This is a genomic window from Streptomyces sp. NBC_01241 (genome assembly GCF_041435435.1).
GTDB lineage: Bacteria > Actinomycetota > Actinomycetes > Streptomycetales > Streptomycetaceae > Streptomyces.
In genome coordinates, this window is sequence record NZ_CP108494.1 from 8,453,021 (window position 1) to 8,468,439 (window position 15,419).

Genomic DNA, 15,419 nt, shown 5'->3' on the forward strand with positions numbered 1-15,419 from the left:
CGGTACGGGGCCCGGGCGGAGCCGGTTCCGGGCCCCGTACCGCGGCGTTCGGCCTCACGCCGACGGACACGACGGCGGGGGAAACGGTGGCGGAGGAGTCGGCCATGGGCTGGGTCACCCGGCCACGGCCTTGCCCCAGCCCTGGGCGACGACCTGCTTGGCCTTGTCCAGCTGGGCGTCGGACGGGAAGGAGGGGGCGCCGTCGACGTGGGGCAGATTGGCGGCGGCCGCGCTGTCGACCGTGCCGCTCCGAGTCATCGAGGGCATGAGCGCCGGGCGGGCGTAGCCCTTCAGGAAGAGATTCTGGCCCTCGGCGCTGTAGAGGTATTCCTCCCACAGCCGGGCGGCCGCCGGGTGCGGGGCGTCCTTGTTGATGGCCTGCGAGTAGTAGTACTGGGCGTACTGGCCGTCGGGGGGGATGACCACCTTCCAGTCCACACCCTTGCTTCGGAACTCGTCGGCGTAACCGGCGTTGAGGTAGTCCCAGTCGATGCTGATCGGGGTCTCGCCCTTCTCGACCGTGGCCGGGGTGGACTCCACCGGGTTGTAGTTGCCGGCCTTCTTGACCTTCGCGAAGAAGTCCAGGCCGGGCCGGATATCGTGGAAGGAGCCCTTGTTCGCCAGGGCTGCGGCGAAGACGCCGCCGAAGGCGGAGCCCGACTTGGTCGGATTGCCGTTCATGGCGACCTAGCCCTTGTACTGCGGCTTCAGCAGGTCGGCGAAGGACTGGGGGCACTCCTTGACGCGCTTGGCGTCGCAGCCGATCGAGACATAACCGCCGTAGTCGTTGTACCAGCGGGCCTGAGTGTCGCGCTGCGTGGCCGGGATCTCGTCGAAGGCCGCGACCCGGTACGGGGCGAGCAGCCCCTGCTGCGCTGCGCTGAGCGCGAACGACTGGCCCAGGTCCACCACGTCCGGGGCGCGGCCCTGGCCCTTGCGCGAGGTGATGGCGTTGATCTCGTCCTGGCTGGCGCCGTCCGGGTTCTCGTCGTTGACTTTGATGCCGTACTTCTTCGTGAATCCGTCGATCACGGCGCCGTAGTTGGCCCAGTCGCGGGGCAGGGCGATCGCGTTGAGCACTCCCTCCTTCTTGGCCGCCGCGACCAGTGCGTCCATACCACCGAGGTCCTGCGCCGAGGTGGCGGTGGCGGCGTGCGGGCCGTTCGCGCAGAGAACAGGTTCACAAGGTCTCATGAGGGTGCATGAGCTGCCCGGAAAACAGTGATCGGGTACTGCCCGGACCCAGGCAACTTGTCCAAACAAGATGTCCCAAGTGCGTCGGAGCGCGATGACCTTTCGGTGAACGGAGAACAGATGCTCCCCTCTCGGTTGAAGGCTCTTTGAGACGATGCGGGCCGCGTGGGGGTGCGGTCTCCGCTGTGTGCAGGACGAGCGTGCCCGATGCGGCGGGATCGCCTACCCTGTGGGCACACGCCGGTGGCGCGCAGAGCGGAGCCGGTATCGCGGATGAGAGGGCTAGGTGTGGCGGCACGGCACGAGCAGATCGCCGGCGACCTGAGGGTTGCGATCGACCGCGGCGACTACCCGGTGGGGGGCCAGCTCCCGACCGAGGGCGAACTCGCCGAGCGGTACCAGGTATCCCGCGGCACTGTCCGCCAGGCGCTCGCGGCTCTGGTGGCCGAGGGACTGGTCGGCTCACGACAGGGCACCCGACGGGTGGTGCTCGGTGCCCGCCGCAGTCAGAGCTTCACCGAACTGCGCAGCTTCGCCCAGTGGGCACGGGCAGCCGGACACAAGGCCACCGGCAGCGTCATCGAGACCGCCCGGCGCCCGGCCTCCACCGAAGACGCGCTGCGCCTCCAACTCCCCGCGGGCGCAGAGGTGTTGTACGTCCTGCGGGTGCGTGGCCTGGACGGACAGCCGGCCCTGCTGGAGCGCACCGTCTACGCCGGCTGGATCGCGGACGCGGTCGAGCGCATCGAGCCCGACTGCGAGTCGGTCACCCAGCGGCTGCTCGACGAGGTGGGCGTGGCCTTCGCGCACGGCGAGCACGTCATCGACGCACTTGCGGCGGGCACCCGCGACGCGGAACTGCTCGGCGTACGCCGCGGCACCCCGCTGCTGCGGGTCCGCCGGGTGACCACCACCCACGCCGGCCGCCCCGTGGAGTGGTCCGACGACCGCTACCGGCCGGGAACGGTCACCTTCCGCATCCACAACTCCATCGGTGCCAACCCGCTCGTCCGCCAGCCCGGCGAATGAGCGCGGCGTGGTCCTTCAGAGGCAGATGGGCGTTCGCCGCCGGCGTCCGGGGCGACTTTTGGGCCCCGTGCCGCTCCATAACGTCTGCACTGGCTGTGATCGGGGACGATGGCCGTGGCCGCTGGTAGGGCACTCTGGGTACATATGCTTCGCGTTCCTCCGCCGCCAAGAATGCCGAAATACTGATCTTGCGACACGAGGTCGCCGTCCTGCGCCGCCAGATCGCCGCCCCGATGCGATCGGGCTGCAGTGACTGTACGCCCTGTTCGTCATGGAGGTACGCACCCGCACAGAGTCTGCGCCATCGTTACTGTGCGGGCCGATGGTGGCCCGCCGACGACGAGGTTGTCTTGTTCAGGTGCGCGAAGGTGCGAACCCACCGCTATTTGTATCGCGGGAACAAGATCCCCTCGCCCTGGCCCAGCGGGACCACGGAGACAGCGGCCGCCTGAGAAAGCTTGTGGAGAGCCGGATGCCTGGAAATCGGGCACGTCCGGTTCGGGAGGCGGACCGGGGAAACCCACCAACGGCAACGTCGGCCGGGCGCCCCGGTCCGACCTCACACGCTCTCCGAGCGGGCCGGGCATGCGACCGCGGACCGCATGCAGTGGCAGGCCTCCTTCAGGCGCGCGAGCGCCAGATCGAGAAGACGGTCGGCGCGGTCGTCCAGGCCGAGGTGCTCGGGGAAGTCGGCCAGCACGCTGTGGTGGAAGCCGGGATCGTCCGGCTCCATGGCCGGGGCGTACTTGAAATCGATGCGGCAGCGGACTGCTTCCGCTGCCTGACGGTCCGACAGATCGAGCAGGGACTGCAGCACACAGACGGTGGCCAATTGGGCGGGCGAGATGCCGGGGCGTCGGCCTCGCGGAACATGCGCAGCACCGCGTCGGAGGAGGTCAACGCCTCCACACAGCCTCGGTTGCCGCAGGCGCACTTCGGACCATTCGGCTCGATCGGCAGATGCCCGAACTCGACGGCCAGTCCACCGGCGCCGGAGTGGAGAACTCCACGGAGCATCAGCGCACCACCGACGCCGCGCCCGACCGAGACCACGGCGAACGAGTCGACCTCCCTCCCCACTCCGAACCAACGCTCGGCAATAACGGGGGCGTTGACGTCGTTGTCGACCACCACCGGAAGCCCGGTCGCCGCGCTCAGCGGGGCCGCGACGGCTACGTCGGTCCAGCCCAGCCGAACCGCCGAACGGCACACGCCGTTTACCGCGTCGACATGGCCGCCCACGCCGACCCCGATACCCAGCACCCTCACCTCGGCACTCGCCGCCTCCGCGATGAGCCGAGCCGTCAGGTCCGCGGCCACCGAGAGCACATGGGCCGGCTCCAGGGAATCGAGCACATGCTCCAGGCGGAGCAGCGGACGGGCGCCGAGGTCGGTGAGCACAGCCGCGACGTGTGTGCGCGCGATCTGGATCCCGACGACCAGGTGCTGTTCGGTGTTGACCCGCAGCAGGCGCTGAGGTCGCCCCAGACGGGTGGCGCTCTGCTGCCCGGTCTCGCTCAGATAGCCGCCCTCGATCAGCGGCGACAGCAGCCGGGTCACCGTGGAGGGCGACAGCCCGAGCCGCTGCGCGATCGCCGTTCTCGAGATCGGGCCCGCGGTGAGCACCTGGGCGAAGATCTCGGCTCCTGTCTGATCCGGGACCAAAGCCGTCAAGGCGGTCACGTCATGCCTCCCCATCGCTTCGCTACCTCACTGGTGGCGTGAGTTTGGCGAAGATATTTTCGTGTGTCAAGAAAAGAACTCGAGGGGGCAGGATCCGGCCCTCGGTGCCCATGGAACGCATCAGGCCCGCGCAAGCGAGGCCCGGACCAGGAGGCCCGCGCCTCCACCTCCACGTCAAGCGCCCCGCGCGAGCACGGCCCGGGTGATCTGACCAGCAGCCACCCCGCCCAGCAGGGGCGCCCCGGAGGCGTCGACATGGTCCGCCAACGGCTCGACGGCCCTGTCCGCCAACCTGTGCCCGCCAGCCCGCCAGCCCGGCGCTCACCATCGATAGCCATGTCCGTCTTCCACTGGCCGACGAGTGCACGCTGTGCCCCTCGCGGGTCGCGCGCGAGATCCCGGCCGCCGGCGCCGTCCAGACCATGTACGACAAGCTCAAGAACGGTAAGGAGTTCCCGAAGAAGGTCAGTGGGCGGTGGCGTCACTGCCCCAGAGCGACACGGGCGAGCCGCGGGTTGTGCGGGCGGCGTCCCGGTCCGTCGTCGATGCGGGCGTGACCAGCATGTCCAGGAGCAGGCCGGGGCAGTCCGTGATGAGGTGCCGCTTGCGGCCGTTGACCTTCTTCCCGCCGTCGTAGCCGCGTGAGGCGTTCCTGACGGTGGCGTCGGCCTTCACCGACTGCGAGTCCACGATGGCCGCCGTCGGCTCCGCCTCCCGGCCTTCTGCCGAGCGGACACGCTCACGGAGCCGGTCATGCAGTTCCTGGCTCAGGCCGTGGTCGCGCCAGCGGCGGAAAAACGCGTAGACGCGGGGCCAGGGCGGGAAGTCGACAGTCAGGGAACGCCACTTGATCCCGTTTTCGACCAGGTAGCGGACCGCGTCGAGTACTGGCGGTGGCAGTAGCCCTCGGGCCGGCCACCTCGGCTCTCCATCCACGCCAGCGTCGGAAAAGCCTTCCGGACCACCGCCGACTCCGCATCACTCATGTCCGAGTCGTAATAGGGCTCCCGGCCGGGCTGATCGGCCGCGTTCCCAAACCTGTGGGCGAGACAGTCACACCCTGGGGTGGACGAGCTGGACTCCACCAAGGTGACCACGCAAGACTGCAACAACAAGAGCCTCCCTGTCGCTCTGGCTTCAACAACCGCGAGCTACCAGGAGGCTCTTCCTTCGTGCGTGCACAGCGGCGCACTCACCCGATCCAGCACTCTGTTCAATCCAGAACGACCGCACGATCGGAAAGACAACAGCTTGTCTCGCGCAGGGACGCCTGGGGCCACGGCACAGCCGGCCGACCTCACGGGTCGCGTCGATGACAGAGGTGGCCGACCTCACTGGCCCCGCGCCGTTCACCTTCGGCCGGCTGACGACGATTTGGTGGAGTCGTCGCGGATGTCACTCGGTACATCACTCGGACTCGGAAAACGTCCCGTTCTCTCCCATGTGCGGTGGTTCGGCGGCCGTCGTGATCTCAACTCGGCGGAACCGCCCCGCGACCGAGGAGATTCCGTGCCGTGAATCCGAGCAGCCTGCGCGCGGCCGAGGTGTCGACCGGCGCCGCGCGACCCGGCAGCGGGCGCCGCAGCGCGGTGGTGGGGTGGTAGCGGCGCAGCAGTTCCTCCGTCGGGTACGGCACGATGATCTCGGGGGCGCAGAGGTGTACCGCGTGCGCCGCACGGCCGGGTACGTCCAAGGCCAGCAGTGCGGCCCTCGCCGCGTCATGGACCTCGAGGTACGTCCACAGGTCCCTTGCCCCCGCGGCCGGGTCGGCCGTGAGCCGGGCGGCGTGCGCGTGCAGCCGTTCCTCGAATCCGCCCACGTACGGATAGCGCAGGCACACCACGCTCGTCCCGTGCCGCCGCGCCATCATCTGCGCTGTCAGCTCGTCGACCTGTTTGGAGAGGCCATAAGGGTCGGCCACCTGGGAGGCCATCGCCTCATCGACCGGTGCGTACGGCGGATGCGGATCCTCAACGTCCGTCCAGGGCAGGCCCGTGACACCCCAGGAGCTCGCCACCGCCGCATGCCGGATCCCGGCCCGGCCGGCCTCCTCCAGGACGGTGAAGGTGGAGAGGCTGTTGCCCCCGAAGACCTCAAGCGCGGTGTTGCGCTCGGGAGTCGGGATCGCCGCCAGGTGGATGACCGCGTCGGCGCCCTCCAGAGCCGCCCGCACGGTCTTCGCGTCGGCGGCGTCACCGGTCACGACCAGGCGCGCCGCCAGATCGCCGGGATCATCGAGGACCAAGGCGTTCGCCTCGATCCCGCGCTCGGCGAGCAGCGCGAGGACCGCTCGCCCGATCCGCCCGGCGGCCCCGGTAACCATCACTCTGCCGACCATCCGGTCACTCCTCTGCGTCGGTGCTTCTACTCGTAGGCGCGCACGGCGACGACGTGTGCCGACGCCGCCCCGTTGGTGGCTTCGACGACGACCCGGATCGCCGATGTGGTGAGCGGCTCCGCCGGCGTGTGCACCTCGCGTCGCCGCCGATTCTGCGCCGCACGGGCGATGACGCGCCAGGTGCCGTCAGTATCCAGTGCCTCGACGCGGTAGTCGCGAAGGAGGGTGGGGAGGGTGTCGAAGGGCGTGCGGTGGTGGTGCAAGTTGATCAGGTCCTCGTTGACGTCGTCGTCGGCTATGACCTCGATCCGGCCCAGGGCGACCGGTTCGGGCCAGGCCAACTCGAGCCAGGGGGAAGGAACGTCCGCCAGTGGTGCGGAGACCCACATGTGCGGTCCCGCGTACGGGCGGGCATAGCCGTCGGTGGCCTTGGCGGGGGAGTAGGCCGCGGTCTCTCCTGTGCGGAAGCAGAATGTGCGGCGCAGCAGACCCGTGTCCGTCCACTCGCGCAGCAACTGCGGCGATTCGTCCGACGGGCGCGGCGGGACGCGCGTGAAGCACAGGACGCCGGGGGCCGGGCGGTCGGAGCGGTGCAGGGCGAGGGCGTCGTTGGCGCGGACGACCAGGAAGGCGTTGCGCGGGGTTTCGGGAGACCAGTCCAGGCCCGTCTTGAGCCACTGCCGGGCACCGGCGGTGACGGGCAGGGTGGTGGAGGTGACGAGGCAGCGCGGGACGTAGTTCTGGCCGAGTTCGGGGTCGTACAGATCGATCACGATCTCGGTGTCGCGGTCGGCATCGACGAGCAGTTCCACCCCGGAGAGGTCCGGGTCCGCGGGGAGGACGAGTCCGGCATCCGCCGCGAGCGGCCATCGCTCGTCGGGGTCCTCGACTGCCAAGCAGCTCAAGGTGGATGAGGCCGTGGCCGTAGCCCGCAGGGCCAGGTCCTCCGGGTCCGTCGAGGCGAGGCCGATGAGCGAGGCATCCTGGCGCAGCAGCTCCCTGTGCAGCTCGGGTACGGGGAGTTCGCGCGGGGTGACATCCCCGGTGGCGCAGAGGGCCGCCGCCGTGCCGGCCGCCTGGCCGATCGTGGCGCAGGTCGCCATGACGCGGGTCGAACCGAAGGCGACATGGCTGGCGGAGATGTTGCGCCCGGCGAAGAGCAGGTTCTCGGTGTTCACCGAGTAGAGGCTGCGGTACGGAATGTGGTAAATGCCGTCCGCGTAGAGCTGTTTGGCACCTGCATCGGTGGCGTACATGCCCTGCGGCGGATGCAGGTCGATCGACCAGCCGCCGAAAGCGACCCGGTCGGCGAACTCGGTCTGGCCGAGGATGTCGCCCTGGTGCAGGACGTAGTCGCCGAGGAAGCGCCGGTACTCCCGTTTACCGGGGACCGAGCCCACCCACTCCAGGGTCATGTTCGCCGCGTCGAACTCGCCGGAGTTCTTGATGTGGTCCCAGATGCCGTGGATCACCGACCACAGTTCGTCGCGGATGCGTTCGTTGTCGTGGACGGTGTCGAGCTCGCCGCCGAACTCGATCCACCAGTACGCGCAGCCGTTGTCGCCCGCCTTGATGATGCGGCGCTGCGGGATGGAGGTCCGGGTGATGTCCTTGGCGAAGTTCGGCGGCACGAATTTGACCGGGTGACCGGCATCCTTCGTGTAGAAGAGGAGAGTTGAGCCCAGAGTGATGTCGTCGGCCGTCTCCGGAGCCCATGCCTCGTCGTACTCGGCGCGCGATTCCCGGCCGATGCGGTGGTGGGCGCCCGCCAGGTGGCCGATCAGGCCGTCTCCCGTGCAGTCGAGGAAGAGCGAGCTCTCGAAACGTATCCGCCGCTCCGAGCCCATCATCCAGCCGGTGACCGAGGTGATCCGCCGGGCCGCGTCCGGACCTTCGGCGTCGACCTCGCGCACGTCGGTGTTGAGGTAGAGCGTGATGCCGGGCTCGGCGCGCACGGCGTCCAGGACCACGGCATCCCAGTAATAGGGGTTCCCGTCCGGGTTGCGGAACTGGTTCTCCACGAGCAACTCGCCCATGATGCCGCCCTCACGGGCATGGTGATTCTTGCCGTGGCCGGTCGCGCCGCACACCCAGACCCGGACCTCGCTGCTCGCGTTGCCGCCGAGCACCGGCCTGTTGTTGATCAGTGCGACGCTCCGGCCGAGCCGGGCCGCGGCGATCGCCGCGCAGACCCCGGCCAGGCCGCCGCCGACGACGGTGATGTCGTGCCGTGCGGTTTCATTCCTCATGTCGTACGTCACTTACTTCCAGTCGGGATTGGCGGCGAGACCGTAGTAGACGCGCGGGGCGCCGTCGAGGGTGAGGGTGATCTTGCTGTTGGAGGCTTTCAGAGAGCGCTCCTGGCCGATGCAGTTCAGCTCCCGCACCCTGCCGTTGACCGTCCCCGAGTGGGCCACGACCGTGGTCCTGGTCGTCCAGGTGTCGATCCATGGCTCGGGCGATGCGTACCAAGGATCCTCGCCGTGCTCGGAGTTGAGGATGTACCCGTCCTTGCGGCTCCAGATGATCGACACCGGTCCGCCGGGAGTGGTGAAGAGGAGCCCCTTGATGTCCTGGTCCGCGAAGGCGAGATGCCGGACGAACTCGGCCTCGTCCAGGACCCGGGCGGCGGTCGCGAAGGCGAGGAGCGAGGGCTTGGCGCTGGTGTCGCGGTTCATCAGGCCGTAGTGGTACTCGGGGTTGGCCGGGTCGGCCTCCTGCGGGTGGTGGATCACCGAGTCGTGCAGCTGGTACCAGTTGACGGCGCGCACTTTCTCGGACTTGGCGAGAGCGAGCGTGAGCAGCGTGTTCTCGGCGGCGTGCCGGTAGGTGTCGCTCCACCACGCGTTGGGCCGGGTCGGTGCGTACGCCTCGGTGAGCCACAGCTCCTTGTCGCCGCCGTACTCCTCCAGGACCTGGTTCGCCTTGCGCAGTGCGCCGAGGAAGTTCCAGTACGAGCCGGACGACCCCTGCGTCCACTCCTCGGGCGGCGGCGCGAAGTCGGGCGTGAAGTTGCCGCGACCGGGGTGGAAGGCGAAGGCGTCGATGAGGTCCCAGCCGCCCGCGTCATGGAAGTTCTTGGTCCATACGTAGTCCATGCCGCCGAGGCCGGCGTTCATGACCTTCATCCGCGAGCCCGCCGCGTCGAGACGCGTGGTGACCTGGCGCAGACCGTCCCGGACGTAGGCGTCGGCGCCGCGGCCCGACATCCAGGGCTGGTTGACCTCGTTGCTCACCTCGAAGTACGCGGCCTCGGCGTCCAGGGCCTTGGCGACATTCGTGTCGGCCCAAGCCGCGATCTGCTCCGGACTACCGCCCACGGGGATGCCGCTCAGCTCCACGTTGTGCCCGATGCCGTTCGCGTCCAGAGTCGCGGTGTCGATGCCCGGGGCACCCGCGTAGGCGATGCGGATCCACTTGATGCCGAGCGTCCTGACCAGCCCGAGTACTGCGTCCTTGCCGGGCTCGAGCAGCCAGGGGTAGTTGGCGAGGCCGAACATCGACTCCTTGCCCGCCTTGTACGCGAACTCCGGGAGCACGCTCAGATTCGTGCGGGCCAGCGCCTTGTCACTGCCGCTGACCGCCTGCACCTCGGTGAACACGATGTTCTGCGACGGCGAGGTCAGGGGAAAGGAGGCGTTCCAGGCGGCGCCCGCCGCGAGGCTCTTGCAGAGCGTTCCACCGGCGATCTTCTTGCCGCCGAAGTCCCGCGCCCACCACGTCAGGGTCACCGTCCTGGCCGCGGCGGAGCCGTTGACAACCTGCGCCCTGAGCGTCATCGTCTGCCCGGCCGCCTTGTAGAGGTTGAACGGCTGGTCGGTCCACACTTCCACGCCGAGGGGCCTCTTGGCCGCGAGCGCTCCCGCCCCGCGCGGCCGCAGATCGCCGAGGACCAGATCGGCCTCGGTGACCGCAGTGCTCGCGCCGGTCGAGGTACCGGGGGAATGGAGCCACGTGGCGTTCGTGCTCGCGGGGTTGGTCGACGAGAGGCAGAAGAAGCCCTTCGATCCCGCCCACGTCTCCACGTACGCGCCGCCCGCGTTCACCTCGTACGGAATGCCGCCTCGGGCGTCCCGCTCCCAGACGGTCAGCGCTTCGTACGACTCCGCCGCGCTCGCTTCGTACACCGTGCGGGAGAACATGAAGCCGGCCGGTGTGAGCGTGCTGGAGCCGCCGACCTCCCACTTCATGTGTGCCTTGCGAGGGGTGACGTCGAAGGTGCCGCGCACCGTGACTCCGGACACGCCGCTCGCCATCGTGTACGTGACCTGAATCGCGGGCCGCCCGTCGGGGAGCGTGATCCGGGCGGGCGCACCGCCGAAGGTGCGCTGCTGCCCGAGCACGGTGTCCTTGATCATGAAGTGGCTGAGCAGGATGCGGTCGGCGCCCGCACCGTCCTGCACGAGGACGCTGCCGTCGCTACGGCCGACCAGGGTGATGCCGTCGGCCTCGATGGTGACCGGGTCTGCGGCGTACGCGGGAACGGTCGGCAGCAGCGCGGCGCCGGTGGCGACGGCCGTGCCCTGGATGAATCTGCGGCGGGCGACTGACATGGAGGTGCCCTTCTCTTGGTCGGGGTGTTCCGGATGCTCCGAAGGCTCCGAAGCGGAAGGTGTGGTGGGGGAGTTGAGAGCTCGGCCGTTGGCTCCGGCGGAACTCAGCCCTTGACTCCGGTGAAGCCGAGCCCGGCGACGATGTACTTCTGGCAGACGACGAAGACGAGCACCGGCGGGGCGACGGCGAGCACCATCGCGGCGATCAGCTGGTCCTGCGGAGCCTGCGTGGCGAGCTGGGCGAGAGCGACGCTGATCGGCTGCTTCTCGGGGTCGGTGATGGCCACCAGCGGCCAGATGAAGTCCTTCCAGGAATGCATCACCGCGAGCAGACTGATCACCGCGAGCACCGGCATGCTCATGGGCAGCACGATCTTGGTGAGCAGTTGCCAGGTACTCGCCCCGTCGACCCGCGCCGCGTCGAACAGCTCCTTCGGCAGGGCGTCGAAGAACTGCTTGGCGAGTAGCACCGTGAAGGCGTTCGTGCCGGCCGGCAACCAGATCGCCCAGTAGGTGTCGCCCAGGTTGAGGTGCAGGAACGGCACATCGATCACGGTCATGAAGAGACTGACCATGTTCACCGTGTACGGCACGAACATCGTGGCGAGGATCGCCCCGTAGACGGCCTTGCCGAACCTCGGCCTGAGCACCGAAAGGGCGAAGCCCGCCGTGGCCGAGACGAAGAGCTGCACGAACCACGATCCGCCGACCACCAGGAAGGTGTTCATCAGATAGCGGCCGACACTCAGATCGGTGTACGCCGCCGAGAAGTTGCCCAGGGCCGGCCGGTCCGGCCAGAGGGCCAGGGGCTGAGTGGTGAGCTCGGTGGGCGTTGAGACCGCGCCCTTGACCATCCAGTACAGCGGTCCGATGCCGATGAGCAGCAACAGGATCAGAGAGAACACCTGGATGGAGCGCACTGCGGCGCGTACGCCGGGGCGTTGGCGGTCGCTGGTGGAGACGAAGGTGGTGAGTGTGGTCATGACGTGCTCCAGCTGCGGGTGGCCCGCAGATACACCGCGGAGAGCAGGGCGAGGGCGAGCACCATCAAGAAGGAGAGCGCGGCGGCCTGGCCGTACTCGCCGTCCTGGAAGGCGTACCGGAAGATCAGCAGCAGGACCGTGAGGGTGGAGTTCTCGGGTCCGCCGCCGGTGAAGACGTACGGCTCGGTGAAGACCTGCACCGTGTTGAGCAGCTGGACGAGCAGCAACAGTCCGATGACAGACCTGAGCTGGGGCAGCATCACATGCCAGATCCGCCGCCAGATCCCGGCGCCGTCCACCTCGGCGGCCTCATAGAGTTCGCCGGGGATGCCGACCATCGCCGCGAGGTAGATCAGGACCGCGCCGCCCATGCCCGCCCAGGTGGCCTCCAGGACCAGCGAGAGCATGGCGCTGTCGGAGGACTCCAGCCACGAGTACGGGCCGAGCCCGACCTTGCCGAGGACGTTGTTGAAGAGCCCGCTCCCCGGATCGTAGAACCACTTCCAGAGCAGGATCGCCACCACTGGCGGGATGACCACCGGCAGATACACCAGGAAGCGGTAGACGCCCGCGCCGCGCCGCACCGTCGACATGATCGCGGCCAGGATCAGCGGCGCCGGGAAACCGATCAGCAGGCCGAGAACCACGAAGAACAGGGTGTTCCCGACGGCGGTGCCGAGCAGCGGATCGTCGAACAACGTACGGAAGTTGTCCAGGCCGACCCAGACCGCGGGCTCGACCAGGTTGGTCTTCTGGAAGCTGAGCAGCAGGCTGCGCACGATCGGCCACCAGGCAAAGAGCCCGAAGACCAGCAGCGCGGGGACGAGGAACAGCCAGGCCGTGAACTGTTTGCGGGAGCCGGTGCCACGCCGCCGCTGCGGCAGGGTTCGCGGCACGGCCTCCTTGGCCACAGCGGCCGGGCGCCGGGACGGAGTGAGCAGGGCCATGGGCCGGCTACTTCTGGTCCGCGGCGAGCTTGGCATTGACGTCCTTCTCGGCCGAGGCCAGCAGGGAGTCGATGTCGGCGTCGCGCTTGGTGAGCACAGCCTGGACCACCGGGTCGAGCACGGTGTACAGCTTCTGCGCCTGGTACGGCGGCTCCGGCTTCAGTTTCAGCGTGGAGAGACCGTCGATGTACGGCTTGAAGTTCTGCAGCTTCACATTGACGTACGGCTTGATCGCTGCGTCGATCTCGGTCTGCCGTTTCTTGTCGAAGACCGGAAGCGTCGGCACGCCCACCGCGGACTTCGGGTCGGCAGAGAGCGCCTTGGCCTGCTCGGCGGCGATGTCGGTGCTGTACTGCGGCTTGGCGTAGGCGAAGGTCAGCCACTCGACGGCCGCTGCCGCATGCTTCTTGTCGGCGGACTTCGGGACCATGTAGATGTCACCGCCGATGAGCGTCGCGTCGCCGCCGGACTGCGGCATCGGGGCCACTCCGAAGGCGTCGGTGTTCTCCATGCCGAACTGCATCTTCGCCAGTCGGTACGTCCCCGGGCTGCCCATGAACATGCCGACCTGCCCGGCCGCGAACTGCTTGATCACGTCGTTCTGATTGTTGAGCAGGGATTTGCCGAGCGAATCGTCCTTCCAGCGCATGTCCTTGAGCAGCCGCAACCCCTTCTTCGTCGGCTCCCCGGTGAGCGTGGCGGCGTACGTGCCACCCTGCTCCTTCTCCAGCTCGCCACCGAAGGCGTACGACAGCATCGTCAGCTGCCAGCCGCCCTGGTTGTCCTTGGACTCGTGGACGAAGCCCGCCTTGCCGGTACTGTCGCTGATCCTCTTGGCGGCTGTGCGGACTTCCGCCCAGGTGGTCGGCGGTCTGTCCGGGTCGAGGCCGGCCTTCTCGAAGAGCTCGCGGTTGTAGACCAGGCCCTGGGCGTACGGATTCTGCGGTACGCCGTACACGTCGCCGGCGCTGTCGGTGAGCGGCTGGAGGACCTGAGGGTTGAACTCCTTGAAGCGCTTCCACTCCTTGAGCTGCCCGGTGATCGGCTGCACCTGCTTCTGCTGGATGAGCCGCTGCGGCTCGGTCAGCGGCACCTTGATGACGTCCTCGACATTGCCGCCGGACAGCTTCGCGGAGAAGGTCAGCGGGTCGAAGACCGTGGTCGAACCCTTGACCTTGATGCCCGGGTTGGCCTTCTCGAAGTCGGCCACCTGCTTCTTGAACAGGGCGACCCCCGGCTTGTCGGTGGCCGGCGGCATGCCCTGCACCCGCAGCACGAGATCGCCGTCCCCGCCGGCACTGCTCGGGGTGAGGGAGGAACAGCCTGCGAGGGTCGCGGTCAGCGCCATGCAGCCAAGTATGGCCGCACAGCGGAAGTTTCTGGGCATAACAGCTCCAAGAAGGGCAGGAGTGGGCTCGGTGCGGTGTAGTGCGGTGCTTTGCTCGTTGTGGTGGTGTGCGCCGTGGATCAGTGGGCGGGTGCGGGGCCCGTCGAGGCGCGGGGGATCAGGCGGGAGCCGATCTCCACGAAGGGGGAAGTGACTTCAAGGCCTTGTCCAGTACGGCCTGTTGTGCTCGCGATCGTCTCGATCAGGAGGTCCCCCGCGCGCGTGGCGATCTCTTCGGGGTCGATCCTGATCGTGGTGAGGCTGGGGGTGGAGACGGAGGCGAGCAGCGTGTCGTCGATGCCGATGACGCTGACGTCGCGCGGCACGCTCACGCCGAGGTTGGCCATCTGGTGCAGCACGCCGAGGGCGACCAGGTCGTTGTGGGCGATCACGGCCGTCGCTTCGTGGGCGGCGACGAGGGTGGCGGCGTGTACGCCCGTCTCGAACCGCGGCTCGTACGGGCCGAGCTCGGACAGGGAGAGGTCGAGCGCTTCGAAGGACTCCTGGATGGACTTGCCGCGGCTCAGCTCGGCGCGGGACGCGTTGATGAAGACGCAGCGCCGATGACCGTACGCCTTCAACTGCTCGGCGGCCTGTGCGATGCCGGCGGACAGTGAGATCCGGACCTCGGGGATGCCCGGCACATGACGGTTCACCACCACCAGCGGCATCTGGCCCGCGAGTTCATGGAGCCGGCCCTCGGTGAGGGTGGAGGCCCACAGGATCAGGCCGTCGACACGCTTCGATACGGCCGCGATGGCGGCCAGCTCGTCCGCCTCGCGCTCGTCGCTGTCGGCGACCAGGACCGTGTAGCCCAGGTGCCGGGCGCGGGCCTGCATCGCCTTGATGATCGGCGGGAAGAACGGGTTGGCGATGTCCGGGACGATCAGGCCGAGTGTTCCGGTGCCGCCGCCGCGCAGTGAACGGGCCGCCGGGTTGGGGGAGTAGCCGAGCTTGGCCGCGGCGTCGAGGATGCGCTGCCGCGTCGTCGGCTGCACCTGGTCGGGTGCGGTGAACGCGCGGGACACCGTCGACACCGAGACGCCCGCAGCGCTCGCCACCTCCCGGATCGTGACTGCCACGGACGGCCTCCTCGTCGTCTTGAGCCGGGAACCCCGGTCCTCTCGCACCTGGACCCTGCGAATGCGGTTGATGTTTGCGAACGTTCCCAGGGCGTGTCAAGACGCGTGTCGGGACTGTTACGTCGAGGAAAGCCTTCTGAATGCAAGGGTCTTGCGCTTCGACTCGACTGCTGCCGATGATGTGTTCTCAAGAACGGCACTGAAATTGCGGGAACGTTGTCAT

General features: G+C 68.4%; 9 protein-coding genes and 3 pseudogenes. 1 reads left to right on the forward strand and 11 read right to left on the reverse strand.

What is annotated here, in order from left to right; all coding sequences use genetic code 11:
• Positions 1 to 114: 114 nt before the first annotated feature.
• Positions 115 to 1,164, reverse strand: a pseudogene (locus tag OG306_RS38285) (ABC transporter substrate-binding protein); the annotation flags it as partial.
• 318 nt (positions 1,165 to 1,482) lie between these two features.
• On the opposite strand from OG306_RS38285, the gene OG306_RS38290 reads away from it, so the two are divergent.
• A complete protein-coding gene (locus OG306_RS38290) occupies positions 1,483 to 2,223 on the forward strand; it encodes a GntR family transcriptional regulator (protein WP_266751191.1) in 741 nt (246 codons plus the stop codon).
• A gap of 684 nt (positions 2,224 to 2,907) precedes the next feature.
• Here OG306_RS38290 and OG306_RS38295 read toward each other — a convergent pair.
• The 10 genes and pseudogenes from OG306_RS38295 to OG306_RS38340 all read right to left on the reverse strand — a co-directional run.
• Positions 2,908 to 3,079, reverse strand: a pseudogene (locus tag OG306_RS38295) (transposase); the annotation flags it as partial.
• Positions 3,016 to 3,921, reverse strand: a pseudogene (locus OG306_RS38300) (ROK family protein); the annotation flags it as partial. The pseudogenes OG306_RS38295 and OG306_RS38300, both read right to left, overlap by 64 nt.
• Positions 3,922 to 4,371: 450 nt before the next feature.
• A complete protein-coding gene (locus tag OG306_RS38305; protein WP_266904437.1) occupies positions 4,372 to 4,842 on the reverse strand; it encodes a transposase in 471 nt (156 codons plus the stop codon).
• A 535-nt stretch (positions 4,843 to 5,377) separates the two neighbouring features.
• Positions 5,378 to 6,244, reverse strand: a complete 867-nt coding sequence (locus OG306_RS38310; RefSeq protein WP_266904436.1) for an NAD-dependent epimerase/dehydratase family protein — start codon at positions 6,242 to 6,244, stop codon at positions 5,378 to 5,380.
• Positions 6,245 to 6,270: 26 nt separating this feature from the next.
• Positions 6,271 to 8,493 (reverse strand): FAD-dependent oxidoreductase, encoded by a 2,223-nt coding sequence (locus OG306_RS38315; protein ID WP_266904434.1) that lies wholly within the window; start codon positions 8,491 to 8,493, stop codon positions 6,271 to 6,273.
• Between the two features lie 12 nt (positions 8,494 to 8,505).
• Entirely contained in the window at positions 8,506 to 10,797 is a 2,292-nt protein-coding gene (locus tag OG306_RS38320) for a hypothetical protein (protein ID WP_266904432.1), read from the reverse strand.
• A gap of 104 nt (positions 10,798 to 10,901) precedes the next feature.
• Complete coding sequence (locus OG306_RS38325; RefSeq protein WP_266904430.1) at positions 10,902 to 11,780, reverse strand: carbohydrate ABC transporter permease; 879 nt, start codon at positions 11,778 to 11,780, stop codon at positions 10,902 to 10,904.
• Positions 11,777 to 12,727 carry a carbohydrate ABC transporter permease gene (locus tag OG306_RS38330; RefSeq protein ID WP_266904428.1) on the reverse strand — a complete coding sequence of 317 codons (951 nt, stop codon included), beginning with the start codon at positions 12,725 to 12,727 and terminating at the stop codon, positions 11,777 to 11,779. The genes OG306_RS38325 and OG306_RS38330 overlap by 4 nt, the downstream gene beginning before the upstream one ends.
• 7 nt (positions 12,728 to 12,734) lie before the next feature.
• Positions 12,735 to 14,075, reverse strand: a complete 1,341-nt coding sequence (locus tag OG306_RS38335) for an ABC transporter substrate-binding protein (protein WP_266904426.1) — start codon at positions 14,073 to 14,075, stop codon at positions 12,735 to 12,737.
• A 119-nt stretch (positions 14,076 to 14,194) separates the two neighbouring features.
• The gene (locus OG306_RS38340; RefSeq protein ID WP_266904424.1) at positions 14,195 to 15,196 is read right to left on the reverse strand and encodes a LacI family DNA-binding transcriptional regulator; all 1,002 of its coding nucleotides are present in this window, start codon (positions 15,194 to 15,196) and stop codon (positions 14,195 to 14,197) included.
• Positions 15,197 to 15,419: the final 223 nt, after the last annotated feature.